The following is a 15508-nucleotide window of genomic DNA, read 5'->3' as shown; positions in this document are numbered from 1 at the left end:
GAACGGCGGCTCCTGGTGACGCAAGGTCGAGAACAGCGAACCGGCCCGTGGCAGGGGAGGCCACGGGCCGGTTCGGGGCCCACAGGGGAGGGGCCCGGAGGAGAGGCCGAGAAAACGCGTCAGCCGAGCTGGTTCGCGATGGCGTTGAGCCCGGCCTGCGCGATGGACTCGTCGATCGAGCCCTGCGGAGCGCCGCCCACGCCGATGCCCGCAATCGGCGCGCCGCCGGACGCGACCGGGACGCCGCCCGCCAGGAACAGCGTGTTCGGGATGTCCCGCACGGACGGGCCGGTGCCGCCCGCGTTCTGCGCCAGCTTGGACGTCGGCTGGCCCCACGCGACGGCCGTGTAGGCCTTGCGCTTGGCCGACTCGACGGTCTGCGGGCCGGCGCCGTCGCCCTTGACGACCAGCTTCAGGTCGCCGGACCGGTCCACGACCGCGATGGCGACGCGCTGGTTCTGCTTCGCGGCCTCCTTCTGCGCGGCCTGGACGGCCTTCATCGCCGCGTCGGCGGTCAGGACGCGCGTCTGCGTGACCGCGCCGGCGCTCTTCGCCGGGGCCGCCGGGGCGGCGGACGCGGTCGCCGCCGTCGTCGCGACCGCGCCGCCCACCAGCGCCACGCCCGCCGCCATGCCGACCAGAGTCTTGATGTTCTTCATGATGCTTTCGGTCCCTTCCGTCTGCGTTGTCTCCAAGCCTGGTCGCCGGGGATTCCCTTTCCATCGCAAGGACGGTGGGCACGGACATCAACCGAATGATGGATGCCTGATGCCCTGCCGGAAGCCACGCTCCGAGTACCGTCGGGAACGGGGAAGGAGGGCCCGGTGACCAGTGCCGATGCGGCGCGCGTGGCGCGGACGGCGGAGTCGCGCATCGACCTCGCCATGCACGTGGCGTTCTTCCTGCTGCTGGCCGCGTCCGCGTCCCGGTTCGCCGCCCGGCACGGGCTGGCGGAGAGCGCGTGGCCGAAGCTCGCGCTCTGCGGCGCGCTCGCCCTCCTCTACGTCGCGGGCACCGTCCTGTGGGACCGGCTCGGCCACCGGGGACTGCTCGCCTGGCTGGTCGTCGTCATGGTCGTGTGGCTTTCGCTGGTGCTGATCGCGCCGAGCTTCGCCTGGTGCGCGCCGCCGCTGTACTTCGCCGCGCTGCGGCTGCTCACCCGCCGCACGGCCGTCCTCGGCGCGGTCGTCGTCACGGCCGCGGTGGTGTTCGCGCAGCTCAGGCTGGCCGCGACCATCGACCTCAGCCTCGTCCTCGCGCCGGTCGCGGTGTCCGGCATGATCCTGGTGATCTTCCTGGAGTTCCACCGGATGGCGGACGCGCTCGCCGCGACCCAGCGGACGGCCGGGATCCTCGGCGAGCGCCAGCGCCTCTCCCGCGAGATCCACGACACCCTCGCGCAGGGCCTGACCAGCATGGGAATGCTCCTCCAGGCCGCCGACCGCGCGTTCGACACCGACCCCGGCGCGGCCCGCGAGCTGGTCCGGCGGGCGGCGGGCGAGGCGGCCGGGAACCTGGACGAGGCGCGCCGGTTCGTCCGCGCGCTCGCCCCGTCCGACCTCGCCGCCGGGTCCCTGCCGCACGCGCTCCGCTCGCTCGCCGACCGCGAGAACGCGCTGCTGCGCGTCGAGGGCGAGGAGTACCCGCTGCCGGCCGACGCGCAGGCCGCGCTGCACCGCGTCGCGCAGGCCGCGCTCGCCAACGCCCGCGAGCACGCCGCCGCCACCACGATCGTGATCACCCTGTCCTACCTGGACGGTGAGGTCGCGCTGGACGTCGCCGACGACGGCCGCGGCTTCGACCCGTCCGCGCCGCGCGCCGCCGCCCCCGACCGCGGCTACGGCCTGCCCGCCATGCGCGACCGCCTCGTCCCGCTCGGCGGCACCCTCGTCGTCGAGAGCGAACCCGGCGAGGGCACCGTCGTCGCCGCCCGCCTGCCCAGGAGCCACCCGTGACCGTGCCCGTCCGCGTGCTGATCGCCGACGACCACCCCGTCGTCCGCGCGGGCCTGCGCGCCCTGCTCGCCGGCGAGGACGCCATCGAGGTCGTCGGCGAGGCCGGGACGGGCGAGGAGGCCGTCCGGCAGGCGGGCCTGCTCGGCCCCGACCTCGTCCTGATGGACCTGCGCCTCGGCGAGGGCATCGACGGCGTCGAGGCCACCCGCCGCGTCCTCGCCCTCCCGGACCCGCCGCGCGTGCTCGTCCTCACCACCTACGACTCCGACGCCGACATCGCCCGAGCCCTCGACGTCGGCGCGTCCGGCTACCTGCTCAAGGCGGGCCCGCCGGAGGAGCTGTTCCAGGGCGTCCGCACCGCCGCCCGCGGCGAGACCGCCCTCTCCCCGGCCGTCGCGACCCGCCTGGTCAACCGCGTCCGCGACCCGGCCCCCGCCCTCAGCCCCCGCGAGATCGAGATCCTCGAACACCTCGCCCGGGGCATGTCCAACCGCCAGATCGCCCGCGCCCTGTTCATCAGCGAGGCCACGGTCAAGACCCACCTCGTCCACATCTTCGGCAAGCTCGGCGTCGACTCCCGCACCGCCGCCGTCCGAGCCGCCGCCGACCGCCGCCTCATCCGCCTCTCCGAGTGACTCCGCCGCGCGGGCGGAGAAGGGTGGTCCCGGCGCGGAGCTGGGAGGTTCCGCGCCGGGACCGTGGGGGGAGGGTCAGGAGCGGGCCGCCAGGGCCGGGATCAGGGTGGCGGCGTCGGGGGTGCCGAGGCCCGTGATCGGGTCCCACCCCTTGGTGGCGGGGTAGCCCGGGATGTTCGGGTAGTCCGGGTTGGAGTTGTTGCCCGTCGTCACGTCGTGGAAGTACGTGCCGTAGTCCGGGCCGTTCGCCAGGGCGTAGAGGGACTGGTTGATCTGGCCGAGGCCGTGGCCGGTGATCTGCGCGGCGATGGCGACCAGGCCCGCCCACTGCGGGGTGGACGAGGAGGTGCCGCCGACGACGTACCAGCCGGAGCTGCACGGGTCGCCGCTCGGGCACGTGATCCCGGTCGCGCCGGGGGCGGTGTCGCGGACGAGGACGCCGGTCCCCGAGCTGGCCTGGGACGCGATGTCCGGGACGCCGCGCATCGACCCGATCGGGGTGGATCCGGCCGGTAGCGCGTTCTGGTAGGCGGGCTTGGCGAAGACGTGGCTGAAGCCGCCGCCCGCGAACGTCCAGCCGACCTCGCGCTGTCCGGGGAACGTCGAGCACGAGGCCGGAGGGCTCGTGTTGTCGACGTGCGTGCCGGTCGCGCCGTCCAGGCACAGGTAGGTGCCGCCGATGCCGGTGACCAGCGGGTCGGACGCGGGCCAGCCGACGGACGCGTACGGGATGGCCGCCGGGTTCTTCACCGGCGTCTTGAAGCCGTTCTCGCTGCCGTCGTCACCGGAGCTGGCGAGGACGGTCACGCCCTTCGCCGCCGCCGACCTGAACGCGTGCCGGAGGTTCTCCAGCGCGGCGGTCGAGTGGAACGCCTCCTCGCCGGAGCCGAAGCTCTGCGAGATGACGTCGGCCATGCCGCCGTCCACGACCTGCTGCTCCAGGTCCATGAGCTGCGGGAAGCCCTGCGTGCCGAGGGTCTCGGCGGTCGGCGTGCTGACCAGGACGATGTTCGCGCCGGGCGCCATGGTGTGCGCCATGTCGAGGTCGAGCGCGACCTCCAGCGCCCACCCGTTGCTGTCCTCCTGGCCGGTGCCGTTGCTGCCGGACGGCGGCTCCTTGACCGGACGGTCCCCGAGTCGCAGCCGCGTGAAGGACGGCATCCCCGGCTTGCACGCGACGCCCGGCATTCCGCACATGAGCGGCAGGCCGAACTGCTGGCTGTAGACCTTCAGGTCATCCTCGGCCTGGTCGTAGCCGAACGAGTCGACGATCGCGATCGTGCGGCCGCGTCCGTCGAGGCCCTTGGCGTGGAGCGGGCCGACGTTGTAGGCGTTCTGGAGGGCCTGCGGGCCGAAGCAGCGGCGGCCGACGGACGCGCACTGCGCCTGCGTCGGGGGTGTCTCGGACGCGCCGAGGTAGGCGAAGTCGGTCGCGTGCGGGCGCGGCACGGGCAGCGCGTCGCCGTCGTGGGACGCCTGCGCCGCCGGGACGGCCGACAGCGCGGCCCCGGCGAGCGCGATCGCCGCGAGCCGGGCGGGGACGGTCCGGCGCCGCCCGATCGGGGCACGCCGGAACATCGGGGCGCGCCGGAACGCGGTGGTGGGCTGGGACAAGGGGGACTCCCGGCACGGTCGGGCCACCGCGCGGCGGTCGCCGCGCGGGCAGTGTCCCCGGGGCCGCTCCTGGCCCGCGCACCGCCCAGTGCGCGGGACCGCGTGCACCGCAGGAGCATTGAAGACGCTGATGATCGGTCGGTCAAGAGGGCGCGGCCCGTCCGGTTCCGGTCAGCCGTCCTTGCGCGACGGTGTGACCGGAATCGCGTGGTAGAAGAACGTTTGTGTTCGCTTGAGTGCCGCGAAGCGCCGCTCTTGTCACTCGATGTACTTGTTGTCCAATAGGCCCCGGGGCTAGCGTCCGGATGATCAGATCGCGGCCCACCCCCGGGAGCTGCCATGCGCCGCCGCAGGATGCTGTCCCTCGCCACCGCCTCCGTCCTCAGCGCCGCCGCGCTGGCCGTGCCGTCCGCCCCCGCGCGCGCGGACGCCGCGCCGCCCGGGCCGCCCGCCGTCCCGGACATCATGTCGATCCTGCCGGGATTCGACCCGCTCAAGCCGTCCGGCGACCCGGTCCGGCTCGTGGACGCGCAGCGCGACCTGCACGTCACCTACCAGTCGGGCGGGCAGACCAAGACGCTGAACGACTACCTCAGCTCGTCCGGCACGCAGGGCTTCCTGGTGCTGGACGGCGACAAGGTCGTGACCGAGTGGTACGCGCCCGGCTACAGCAAGGACAGCCGCTTCCAGTCCTGGTCGATGGCCAAGTCGTTCACCGGCGACGCGGTCGGCATCGCGCTCTCCGAGGGGAAGATCCACTCGCTGGACGACACCGTCGCCCGGTACATCCCCGAGCTGGTGAACGCCGACTACGGCAAGGTCACGCTCTACAACCTGCTGCGGATGTCGTCCGGAATCGACTGGAACGAGACCACCGACGACATCGCGATGCACCCCGCGTTCAGCCTCGGCCTCGCCACGCCCGTCCAGTGGGCGGCCGGACGGCACACCGGCTGGCCGCAGGGAAGCAAGTTCAACTACACGAGCCTGAACAGCGCCGTCCTCGCGCAGGTCGTCGCCAACGCCTACGGCATCCCGTTCTCCAAGTTCCTCCAGGACCGGATCTGGGAGCCGACCGGCATGGCCGACACCGACTACGTCGGCACCGACTCGCACGGGCACGCGCTCGGCTACTGCTGCATCTACTCCACCGACCGCGACTTCGCGCGCTTCGGCAAGATGATGCTGGACGGCGGCCGGGTCGCGGGCCGGACGGTCGTCCCGGCGTCCTGGGTGGACGCGGTGCACAAGCCGTCCGGGGTCAGCCCGTCCTACGGCCTGCACTGGTGGATCGACGGGAACGACGGCTACTACGCCAGCGGCCTCGGCGGCCAGCTCATCTACGTCGACCCCGTGCGCCACGTCGTGATCGTCCGCTCGACGCTGTTCTCGGTGAACGACGCCGACACCTTCCCCGCCCTCCACGCCGTCGCCAAGGCGGTAGCCGACCAGCGCGGCTGACCAGCGCGGCTGACCCGCGGGGCTGGCCCGCGGGGCTGGCCCAGGGCTGGCCTGCCCTGCTGGCCCGCGCGGCTGGCCTGCGCGGCCGACCTTCGCTCGGGCTGCTCAGTCGTGGCGGTGGTGGTGATGACGGGGGTCGATGGTGAAGATCCGGATCTCCCGGAGGCGCGGTGCCGGACCCTGCCGGCCCTCGCGCACCCACATGGTGTGGACGGTCTCGATCACCACGTGCCGCGCCGCGTAGAAGAGCAGCCCGGCGAGCGGGAGCTCGCCGAGCAGCGCGGTCGCGAGGCTCAGCGGGAAGTCGTGCGTCCCCCAGGACAGCATCATGTCGAACCAGGCGTCGCAGATCAGGAGGGTGCCGCAGACGATCTGCCCGAACACGACGACCTGCAGCCGCCGGTAGGCGGCGAGCGCCGTCCCGCCGATCGCCAGGGTCAGCGCGATGTCGAAGCCGATCCAGGCGATCCGCCACTGGCCGGCCTCGTAGTGCGCGGGGAGCGTGAAGGCGAGCAGCACCGTCCACGGGACGAGCCAGACGCAGCAGGCGGTGAGCACGGCGAGCGCGAACCGGCGGCGCAGCCGGACGCCGGGCAGCGCGAGCGGGTCGTCGTCGGCGAGCCGGATCAGCTCGCGGAGCAGTTCGGCGCGTTCGCCGGGGGAGAGGCGGCGCAGGTCGTCGAGGCTGGGCACCCGCACATGCTGCACCTTCCGCGGCAAGGGGGGAATCCCTACCGGTTGCTCAAGCGGGCAACTTTGGCGGCTCGTCACACCCGGCCGGGGGTCCGGCTGGCGACCAGTGACAGAAGTGATGAAAGGTCTTTTTCTGGTCTATTCGGGCCAGGTCTTCGCATGTGATCCTCCAGGGCGGCACGCCTTCCCCGCGCGCCGCCCTTGTCCCCCCGCTTCACGAGGAGAGCCCATGCGGCGACCCCCCATGCGGACCGCCATGGCCGGAATGATCCTGGCCGCGGCGTCCGTGCTCGGCACCCCGTTCGGTACGGCCTCGGCGAGCCCCGCGATCCCGGCAGCTCCCGCCGGCACGCACCACTCCTGCGCCACCGTCACCGCCGGCAGGGCGCACTGCCACGCGATCGTCCGCAACGACGTCGCGGTGGCCGACCGGACGCTCAAGGCCGCCGCCGCGGCCCCGAGCGGCCTGAGCCCCGCCAACCTGCAGAGCGCCTACAAGCTGCCGTCCTCGACGGCGGGCTCGGGCCAGACGGTCGCGATCGTCGACGCCTACGACGACCCGACCGCCGAGGCCGACCTGAACGTCTACCGCAAGCAGTACGGGCTGTCGGCCTGCACCACGGCCAACGGCTGCTTCAAGAAGGTGGACCAGAACGGCGGCACCAGCTACCCGTCCAAGGACGGCGGCTGGGCGCAGGAGATCTCCCTCGACCTCGACATGGTCTCCGCGGCCTGCCCGAACTGCAAGATCGTCCTGGTCGAGGCCAAGACGCCGTCGTTCGCCAACCTCGGTGCCGCCGAGAACACCGCCGCCAAGCTGGCGCACGTCGTGAGCAACAGCTACGGCGGCTCCGACGCGTCGGACTCCTCGTACGGCTCGTACTACAACCACCCGGGCGTCGCGATCACCGTCAGCTCCGGTGACAACGGCTACGGCGTCGAGTACCCGGCCTCGTCCCACTACGTGACGGCGGTCGGCGGCACCTCGCTCCGGTCGTCGAGCAACGCGCGCGGCTGGACCGAGAGCGCCTGGAGCGGCGCGGGCAGCGGCTGCTCGTCCTACAACACCGCGCTGTCCGGCCAGGCGAGCGCCGGCACCGGCTGCTCGCGGCGCGCCGTCGCCGACGTCTCCGCCGTCGCCGACCCGGCGACCGGCGTGGCCGTCTACGACAGCACCGCCTACCAGGGCCAGAGCGGCTGGATGGTCTTCGGCGGGACGAGCGCGTCGGCCCCGCTCATCGCGGCCGTCTACGCCCTCGCGGGCAACGCGTCCTCGGTGGACAACAACTACCCGTACAACCACAAGACGTCCCTGTTCGACGTCACCAGCGGCAGCAACGGCTCGTGCTCGCCGTCGCAGCTGTGCACCGCCCGCACCGGCTGGGACGGCCCCACCGGCCTCGGCACGCCGAACGGCACCGGCGCCTTCTGACCGGCTGAACGACTGACCGACCGGCTGACCGGCTGAACGACTGACCGACCGGCTGACCGGCTGACCGGCTGAACGACTGACCGATCGGCTGACCGGCTGAACGACTGACCGACCGGCTGAACGCCCGGGGCGGTCGGACCCCTACCCCGCAGGGTCCGACCGCCTCGCACGCGTCGCGTCCTAGCCGATCCGCTGGAGCGCCTTCTCCCGGTAGGCGGCCACGCGCGCGCCGGACTCGCGGCGCGCCATCCGCCGCAGGACGACCGGCGCGACCAGCGTCCCCACCGCCGCCCACGCGCCGAGCACCCCGAACGTCTCCAGATGACGCCAGGAGTGGTCGATCTCGACCGCGGACATGCCGTCCGGGAGCAGCGCCGAGCGCATCCCGAGGCCGAGCCAGTAGACGGGGAAGACCTGCGCGACGTCCTGGAGCCAGCCGGGCAGCGCGGTGATCGGGTAGAAGATCCCGGAGACCGAGATCACCGCCATCACCGGCAGCGTGATCAGCCCGGCCGCGCGCGGGCCGGCCACCAGCGCGCCGAGCGCCGCGCCGACCGACTGCGTCGCGACCAGCCCGAGCGGCAGCACCCACGCCAGCGTGAGCCAGGCCGCCGGGGAGCCGAGTCTCAGGCCGTCCACCAGGAACACACCCGGCACCAGCAGGATCGCCAGGTACGCCAGCACGCATCCGGACGTCATGAACAGCTTCCCGACGAAGTACGCGCGGACGCCGTGCGGCGTCGCGCGCGCCCGCAGCAGCGTGCCGTCCTCGCGCTCGACCGTGAGGTACTGGATCACCAGGACGGTCCCGAGCGCGACGAACATGCCGAGCACGCCCGGCAGGACCAGCGTCCCCAGCCTGACCCCGGTGTGCCGGAACTCCCGGTTCCGGTAGAAGGAGATCGCGACCAGCGTGAGGACGGGCCACAGCAGGTGGTTGACCAGCTCCGACCCGCCGAACGCCTGCCGCAGCTCGATCACCCCGCGCGCGAGCCCCGCCCTGAACGCTCTCATCGGACCGCCTCTTCCGCGCCGCGGACGAGCGACAGGTAGGTGTCCTCCAGCGAGGACGGCCGGACCGCCAGCGCCTCCACCGCGTCGCCGTGCTCCTCGAACAGTTCCCGGACGAACCGCGTCGAGTCCCGCGTCGTGCGGACGTGCCGCCGGCCGTCCAGCGTCCACCGCACCTCGTCCTCGCCCGCGATCCGCTCGGCGAGTTCGGCCGCCGTGCCGTCCGCGACGATCCGTCCGTCGTTCAGAATCACGATCCGGTCGGCCAGCTTCTCGGCCTCGGCCAGGTCGTGCGTGGTCAGCATGATCGTCGTGCCGTCCGCCCGGGACAGGCCGAGGACGAGGTCGTGGAACTCGCGCCGCGCCTCCGGATCGAACCCGGTCGTCGGCTCGTCCAGGAACAGCAGCTCGGGCCGTCCGACCATGCCGATCGCCACGTCCAGCCGCCGCCGCTGCCCGCCCGACAGCGTCCGCACCCGGTGGTCCGCCTGGTCGGCCAGCCCGACGGCCGCGACCAGCTCCGACGCGTCCCACGGCCGCGCGTAGTACGACCCGAGATGCGCCAGCAGCTCCCGGACGCGCCATCGCCCGTGGTCGCGCCACGACTGGAGGACGATCCCGATCCGAGCCCGCCACCCCTCGCCCGCGTGCGCCGGATCGACGCCGAGCACCTCGACGCGTCCGCCCGACCGCGTCCGGAACCCTTCGAGGATCTCGATCGTCGTCGTCTTCCCCGCGCCGTTCGGCCCGAGCAGCGCCAGCACCTCGCCCCGGCGCGCGCTGAAGCTCACCCCGCGCAGCACGTCGTGGTCGCCGTACCGCATCCGCAGGTCCTCGACCTCAAGGGCGACGCTCACAGCAACGCCCGCGTCCTGGCCTTCAGGCCCTCGACGTCCACGCCGGCGAGGTCGAGCGCGCGCGGGACGGTCCCGACCTTCAGCTCCAGAATCCCCAGCAGCAGGTGCGGCGCCCGCATGTCCCGCTTCCGGACGGTGCCCATCGCCTGCTCAAGGACGAACCTCCCCGACTCCCCGATATCGGACGGCTGCCGCCGCGCCGCACGCGGCCGAAGAACGTCCTCGTCGTCGATCGAGATCCCGGCCGTCCCGAGGCCGTGCTCGAACTCGCGCCGCAGAGCGTCCTGGACGCCCTGGTAATCCAGCCCCGCGGCCCCGAGCACCTCCGCCACGTCGCCGTCCGGCTCGGCCGCGAGCGCGAGCAGCACGTGCTCGGCCTCCATCGTCCGCGACCCGGCCCGCCGCGCCTCCTCCGCCGCCCGCACGAGCAGCGCGTCCACGTACACCCGGCCCATCACTTCCTCCTCCGCAGCCGGACCCCGGCGTCGATGAGCCGCTTCGCGTGCTTCTTGTGCACGGCCTGCCGCGTGACCCCGAGCGCCTGCGCGACGTCCGACCAGCTCCACCCGGCCCGCATGGCCCGCTCGACCGCCGCGTCCTCCAGCCGGTCCGCCAGCTTCCGCATCGCCACGACGGCCGCCAGATCGTCCCCCGGATCCCGCCCCGCCTCGTCCCCGCTCATATAAGCAACCTAGGTTGCTTAATCTCGCTTTGTCAACCGAGGTTGCTTAACGCGAAAGCCCTCCCCGGCGGGCTGCCGGGGAGGGCCTTCGGGAGTGGAACCGGGGTCAGCCGGCGGACATGCCGGCGTCGATGGCGATCGACTGGCCGGTGATGTGCTTCGACTCGTCGGAGCAGAGGAACGCGAAGGTCTCGGCGACGTCCTCCGGGTCCATCAGGACGCCGGACGGGTGCAGGGCGGCGGCCTCGGCCTCGGTGAACATGCCGCCCTCGATCGCGGCGTCCAGCAGGGCGGTGCGGACGACGCCCGGGCAGACCGCGTTGACGCGGATGTTCTGCCGGACGTACTCGATCGCGGCCGTGCGCGTCATCGCCACGACGCCGCCCTTGGTCGCCGAGTAGTCCGAGATGCCGAGCGGCAGGCCGACCAGGCCCGCGACGGACGCCATATTGGCGATCGTCCCGCCGCCCTGCGCGAGCATCTGCCGGATCTCGTACTTCATCGACAGCCAGACGCCCTTGAGGTTCACCGCGACGAGCTTGTCCCAGGCGTCCTCGGTGACCTCGTGCAGCGCCGAGCCCTGCTCCTCGACGCCCGCGTTGTTGACGGCCGCGTCCAGGCGCCCGTACGCGGCGACCGTCGCGGCCACGGCGGCCTCCACGTCCGCGCCCACGGTCACGTCGGCGCGGACGAACAGGGCCTCGCCGCCGTCCTTCTCGATCTGGGCCGCGGTCTCGCGCCCGCCCTCCTCGTTGACGTCGGCGATCGCGACGCGCGCGCCGTAACCGGCGAACACGCGCGCCGTCGCCGCGCCGATGCCCTGCGAGGCACCGGTGATGAGGACGGCCTTGCCGGCGAGCTTTCCGCTCACGCTTGTCTCCTTCTGTGCGGGGGTTGGGTTGCCAGCCTGTGCGGGGGCTGGGTTGTCAGCCGCGGACGGCGGTCGTACGGGCGAGGACGTGCTCGACCATCGCGATGAGCACCTGCTTGGCGGACTCGCGGCTGCGCACGTCGCACATGACCAGCGGGACGTCCTCGTCCAGGTCCAGCGCGATCCGGACGTCCGCCGGGTCCTTGCGCTCGGCGCCGTCGAAGCAGTTCACCGCCACCACGAACGGGGTGCCGCGGTCCTCGAAGTAGTCGACGGCGGCGAAGCAGTCGGCCAGCCGCCGGACGTCGGCGAGCACGACCGCGCCGACCGCGCCGAGGGCCAGCTCGTCCCACATGAACCAGAACCGCTGCTGGCCCGGCGTCCCGAACAGGTACAGCACCAGGCCGTCCCGCATGGTGATGCGGCCGAAGTCCATGGCCACGGTCGTGCTGGTCTTGCCCGCGACGCCGGTCGTGTCGTCCACGCCGACGCCGCGGTCGCTGAGCAGCTCCTCGGTGCGCAGCGGGCGGATCTCGCTGATCGCGCCCACCATCGTGGTCTTGCCGACGCCGAACCCGCCCGCGACGAGGATCTTCGCCGCGATCGGCTGGCTCCGGGAGACCGCGGGATCGTGGACGGCGGTGTCAGAGTGCGCGTAGTCCATGCAGCAGCTTCCTTAGTACGAGCTCGTCCGGGACGTCGCCGGTCGGGGTCGGCCGGAGGACCCTGAGCAGGTTCTCGTCGCGCAGGTCGTCCACCAGGACGCGCACCACGCCCACGGGCAGATCGATCTCCGACGACAGGTCGGCGAAGGTGATCGGCTGCGCGCAGACGGCCAGCACCCGGCGGTGCTCGGGATCGAGCCGGATCCGGCGCGGGGCGGGCAGGCCGGTCGCCTCCAGCAGGGAGATCAGGTCGAGGGTGTCGTCGCGCGGCCGGGTCCGGCCGCGCGTGACGGTGTAGGGCCGGAAGATCGGCCCCGCGTCCTCGTCGAGCCAGCGGTCATTGCTCACCCGTGCTCACCTCACGCCGAACCCCGACAGCCGGGGGAGGATCGGGGGCCGCTCGGCGAACCGCTCGGCGAGATCGGCCAGCGCGAACGCGACCGCGCCCGCGTCCGCCTCGGCCGGGCTCAGCGCCGCGAGGACGGCGTGCTCGCCGGCGGGCACCATGAACACCAGCATCGAGTCCAGCTCGATGACGCTCTGCATCACCTCGCCGCCGGAGAACCGGCGGCAAGCGCCGCGCGCGAGCCCCTGCACGCCCGCGACCAGCGCCGCCAGATGCTCGGCGTCCTCCCTGGGCAGCCCGGACGAGGCCGCCACGACCAGCCCGTCGCTGGACAGCAGCACCGCGCCGCCGCCGTCCGGCACCGCCCGCGCCACCAGGCCGTCCAGCGCCCGGCCCACCTGCTCGGCGCTCATCGCCGCTTCCGTCATCGCTCCCCCTCGTCGTCGTTCCACCGCACCGACCGCGGCGGCGCGGGCGCCTCGGCCCGCCCGCGCCGCCAGCCGCTCTGCATGGACGCCATCACCGACCGCGCGCGTTCGGGGGACCGTCCGGGCGTCCGCTGGGGCTCGTCGTCCGGCGGAGCGGCGGCGCCCCGCCGGGCCTCGCCGTCCCGTAGCTGCGGAGCCAGGTTCGCCCGCCGAACCCGCCTGGGCATCCCGGCATGCATCTCCGGCTCGCCTGCGTGCTGAGCGTGCGTTCCCCGCGTCGAGGGCTCGCCTTCGGAGTGAGCGCGCGCCCTCGGCATCTCCGGCTCGCCTTCGGGCCGGGCGTGAGTGCCGTGCGTCTCGGCCGCGCTCGCGGGCCGGGCATGCGAGCCCTGCGCGTCGGCCCCGCTTCCGGGGCGGGCGTGCGGGTCCTGGGCGTCGGGCTCGTTTGCGGGGCGGGCGTGGGCGCCGGTCCCCTGCTGCACCTCGGACCCGTCGCCCCAACCGCCGATCCCGCCCGTCCGGCCCCTGGACGAGCGAGACCGCTCCTCGTCCTCCCCGCGCGCTCCCGCCACCTCGGCGGGCATACGCGCATCCGCCCTGGCAGGCGTCCAGTGCGGGTCGGTTTCGGGCAACGCGCCGTGCGGCTGTGGGTCGGCTGCCGTCATACGCGGAACCGCCCCGGCAGATGCCTCGTGCGAGTTCGCGTCGACGGGCGTTCCGGGCGGAACGGGGGCCGACGCTCCGTGAAGGTCTCCGGCGGCGGACGGCATGTGCGCGTCCGTGCCGGCATACGTGTCGCGCGGGTGCGCTGCGGCAGCGACCAGGTGCGGCTCTGGATCAGCAGAGGGCTTGTGCGGCTCTGCGGCGGATGCGTCGGAGGTGGCGGTTTCGGACGAGGCGTCCGGGTGGTTGATCCGGTCGGCGGAGACGACGATCGAGTGCGGCAGCAGGACGATCGCCTTCAGACCACCGTACGAGTTCGGCTCCAGGACGACCCGGATGCCGTGCCGGTGCGCCAGCGTCCCGACGACCAGCAGGCCGAGCTGCTCGCCGCCGGACAGGTCGAACTCCGGTTCGCGGGCGAGCCGCTCGTTGAGGACGGCCAGCTTCTCCGGGCCGACGCCGAGGCCCCGGTCCTGGATCTCCACGACGAAGCCGCGTCCGACCAGGCCCGCGTCCACCTCGACCGGCGTGTTCGGCGGCGAGAACGTGACGGCGTTCTCGATCAGCTCGGCCAGCAGGTGGACGACGTCGGCGGCGGCCGCGCCGTCGATGCCCTCCTCGGCCGAGCTGACGACCTCGACCCGCGCGTAGTCCTCGATCTCGCCGATCGCGCCGCGCAGCGCGTCCAGGATGCTGACCGGACGCCGCCAGCCGCGCCCCGGCGTCGCGCCGGACAGGATGATCAGGCCTTCCGCGTGCCGCCGCATACGCGTGGTGAGGTGGTCGATCGCGAACAGGTCGGCGAGGTCGTCGGGGTCGGCGGCCTTGCGCTCCAGGGTGTCCAGCATGGACAGCTGGCGGTGCAGCAGCGACTGGTTGCGGCGGGCGAGGTTCTGGAACACGCTGCTGACCGCCTTGCGCAGGTCCGCCTGGCCGACGGCGGCCTCGATCGCGGTGCGCTGGACGGTCGAGAACGCGTCGGCGACGCTGCCGACCTCCGCCGACCGCCCGACCGCGAGCGGCGGGGCCTCGACGGCGACGTCCACCTCGTCACCGCGCTTCAGCCGGGTGACGACGTCCGGCAGCCGCTGGTCGGCGAGGTCGTGCGCCGCGCCCTGCAGGTCGCGCAGGTCGCGGACGATGCGGCGGCCGAACCGGAGCATCAGCAGGGCGGTCAGCAGCAGCGCGACCAGGCCGACGGCGCCGATGAGGGCGAGCCGCGTGAGCGTGTCGTCGGAGGTCCTCTTGGCGTCCCCGGCCAGCGTGACGCGGGACTTGCCGAGCGCGCCGTCCATCTGCTGGAGGTAGCCGCCGACCGCGGCCTGCCACGTGGTGGGGCTCAGCTTGAGCTTCGCCGCGGACGAGACGGCGAGGATCCGGTTCTCCACGGCCGTGAAGTTCTTGGCCTGCGCCGATCCGAGCGCCGCCTTGTAGGGCGCGCCGTTGGCCTCGTTGAACTCCGACAGGCTGGAGGTCTCCAGGTAGCGGCGCTCGAACACGAGCTGCGCGATCGCGGTCCGCTCGTCCGCGCTCATCCGGCCGCCGCTGACCAGGACGCCGCCGACCAGCGCGGCCTCGCGTCCGGCCAGCTCCATCGCGCGGGACATGCCGGTCAGGTGGTACGCCTGCTGGTACCCGTTCTCGGCCACCAGCAGGTAGATGAACCGGAAGTGCGAGTCGAGGATGTCGTTGTAGGCGTTGAACGCCGTCAGCTTGTCGAACGCGCCGGAGTCGACCTGGCCGCGGACCGTGTTGATCCGGTTGAGCTTGTCGATCAGGGTCGCGAGCCGCTCCTTCATCAGCGGCGTCAGCGTGTCCTGGAACGATCCGGACCGGGCGGCCCGGTTCATCTGGACGATCGTGCCGTCCATCCTCTGCCGGACGGCGTCCATGGCGGCGCGCGGCTGCCTGCGGCGGGACGCGATCCAGACCACCGACTCCTGGCGCTCCTGCGCCAGCGTGATCAGCATGGGCTGGACGGCGTTGCCGTAGATCTTGTTGGCGGTGTCGATGTGCCGCTGGTCGATGGCCTGCGACGCGACGCTCTGCGCGGCGAAGGCCCAGAGCACCACCAGGGAGACCAGCGGGATGACGAGCATGCTGTAGAGCGAGATTCGGATCGAGCGTCGACGAGAGCTCTTCACGGTGTCGTCTCTCAGGCGTCGGGGAGCAACGGGCGGGGACACAACGGGGAA

The 15508-nt window shown here is 73.0% G+C and carries 16 protein-coding genes; 4 read left to right on the top strand and 12 right to left on the bottom strand.

The features are described 5' to 3' along the window. Positions 1-119: 119 nt before the first annotated feature. Positions 120-659, bottom strand: a complete 540-nt coding sequence (locus ACFPCY_RS29695; protein WP_378260482.1) for a GlcG/HbpS family heme-binding protein — start codon at positions 657-659, stop codon at positions 120-122. Between the two features lie 165 nt (positions 660-824). On the opposite strand from ACFPCY_RS29695, the gene ACFPCY_RS29690 reads away from it, so the two are divergent. Together ACFPCY_RS29690 and ACFPCY_RS29685 are read left to right on the top strand one after the other, a co-directional pair. Further along, positions 825-1955, top strand: coding sequence for a sensor histidine kinase (locus ACFPCY_RS29690; RefSeq protein WP_378260480.1), 1131 nt, complete (start codon positions 825-827; stop codon positions 1953-1955). Beyond that, positions 1952-2590 (top strand): response regulator, encoded by a 639-nt coding sequence (locus ACFPCY_RS29685; RefSeq protein WP_378260478.1) that lies wholly within the window; start codon positions 1952-1954, stop codon positions 2588-2590. The genes ACFPCY_RS29690 and ACFPCY_RS29685 overlap by 4 nt, the downstream gene beginning before the upstream one ends. A gap of 75 nt (positions 2591-2665) precedes the next feature. On the opposite strand, the gene ACFPCY_RS29680 is transcribed toward ACFPCY_RS29685, so the two are convergent. Further along, positions 2666-4204 carry a S53 family peptidase gene (locus ACFPCY_RS29680; RefSeq protein ID WP_378260476.1) on the bottom strand — a complete coding sequence of 513 codons (1539 nt, stop codon included), beginning with the start codon at positions 4202-4204 and terminating at the stop codon, positions 2666-2668. A 339-nt stretch (positions 4205-4543) separates the two neighbouring features. Here ACFPCY_RS29680 and ACFPCY_RS29675 point away from each other — a divergent pair, with 339 nt between their 5' ends. Beyond that, complete coding sequence (locus ACFPCY_RS29675; RefSeq protein WP_378260474.1) at positions 4544-5665, top strand: serine hydrolase domain-containing protein; 1122 nt, start codon at positions 4544-4546, stop codon at positions 5663-5665. 105 nt (positions 5666-5770) lie between these two features. Here ACFPCY_RS29675 and ACFPCY_RS29670 read toward each other — a convergent pair whose 3' ends face one another. Then, complete coding sequence (locus ACFPCY_RS29670; RefSeq protein ID WP_378260472.1) at positions 5771-6364, bottom strand: hypothetical protein; 594 nt, start codon at positions 6362-6364, stop codon at positions 5771-5773. Positions 6365-6587: 223 nt separating this feature from the next. On the opposite strand from ACFPCY_RS29670, the gene ACFPCY_RS29665 reads away from it, so the two are divergent. Next, positions 6588-7790, top strand: coding sequence for a S53 family peptidase (locus ACFPCY_RS29665; protein ID WP_378260470.1), 1203 nt, complete (start codon positions 6588-6590; stop codon positions 7788-7790). Positions 7791-7970: 180 nt separating this feature from the next. On the opposite strand, the gene ACFPCY_RS29660 is transcribed toward ACFPCY_RS29665, so the two are convergent. From ACFPCY_RS29660 to ACFPCY_RS29620, 9 genes are all read right to left on the bottom strand, one after another. After that, positions 7971-8804: an ABC transporter permease gene (locus ACFPCY_RS29660; RefSeq protein ID WP_378260468.1), complete on the bottom strand. Its 834-nt coding sequence runs from the start codon at positions 8802-8804 to the stop codon at positions 7971-7973. Further along, entirely contained in the window at positions 8801-9625 is an 825-nt protein-coding gene (locus ACFPCY_RS29655) for an ABC transporter ATP-binding protein (protein WP_378260708.1), read from the bottom strand. The genes ACFPCY_RS29660 and ACFPCY_RS29655 overlap by 4 nt, the downstream gene beginning before the upstream one ends. 29 nt (positions 9626-9654) lie before the next feature. Beyond that, positions 9655-10113 (bottom strand): Clp protease N-terminal domain-containing protein, encoded by a 459-nt coding sequence (locus ACFPCY_RS29650; protein ID WP_378260466.1) that lies wholly within the window; start codon positions 10111-10113, stop codon positions 9655-9657. Next, a complete protein-coding gene (locus tag ACFPCY_RS29645; protein ID WP_378260464.1) occupies positions 10113-10340 on the bottom strand; it encodes an RNA polymerase subunit sigma-70 in 228 nt (75 codons plus the stop codon). Before ACFPCY_RS29645 ends, ACFPCY_RS29650 begins: the two co-directional genes overlap by 1 nt. 106 nt (positions 10341-10446) lie before the next feature. Continuing rightward, the gene (locus ACFPCY_RS29640; protein ID WP_378260462.1) at positions 10447-11211 is read right to left on the bottom strand and encodes a glucose 1-dehydrogenase; all 765 of its coding nucleotides are present in this window, start codon (positions 11209-11211) and stop codon (positions 10447-10449) included. A gap of 55 nt (positions 11212-11266) precedes the next feature. Next, positions 11267-11875 carry a GTP-binding protein gene (locus ACFPCY_RS29635; protein WP_378260460.1) on the bottom strand — a complete coding sequence of 203 codons (609 nt, stop codon included), beginning with the start codon at positions 11873-11875 and terminating at the stop codon, positions 11267-11269. Beyond that, positions 11856-12224, bottom strand: coding sequence for a DUF742 domain-containing protein (locus ACFPCY_RS29630; RefSeq protein ID WP_378260458.1), 369 nt, complete (start codon positions 12222-12224; stop codon positions 11856-11858). Before ACFPCY_RS29630 ends, ACFPCY_RS29635 begins: the two co-directional genes overlap by 20 nt. 6 nt (positions 12225-12230) lie before the next feature. Next, the gene (locus tag ACFPCY_RS29625; RefSeq protein ID WP_378260456.1) at positions 12231-12650 is read right to left on the bottom strand and encodes a roadblock/LC7 domain-containing protein; all 420 of its coding nucleotides are present in this window, start codon (positions 12648-12650) and stop codon (positions 12231-12233) included. Continuing rightward, entirely contained in the window at positions 12647-15457 is a 2811-nt protein-coding gene (locus ACFPCY_RS29620; RefSeq protein ID WP_378260454.1) for a sensor histidine kinase, read from the bottom strand. Before ACFPCY_RS29620 ends, ACFPCY_RS29625 begins: the two co-directional genes overlap by 4 nt. Between the last annotated feature and the right edge of the window lie 51 nt (positions 15458-15508).

It is taken from the genome of Actinomadura gamaensis, assembly GCF_042652125.1.
In the GTDB taxonomy this organism is placed as follows: domain Bacteria; phylum Actinomycetota; class Actinomycetes; order Streptosporangiales; family Streptosporangiaceae; genus Spirillospora; species Spirillospora gamaensis.
Note: the sequence above shows the minus strand (reverse complement) of the source record. Positions and strands in the feature narration are given on the sequence as shown.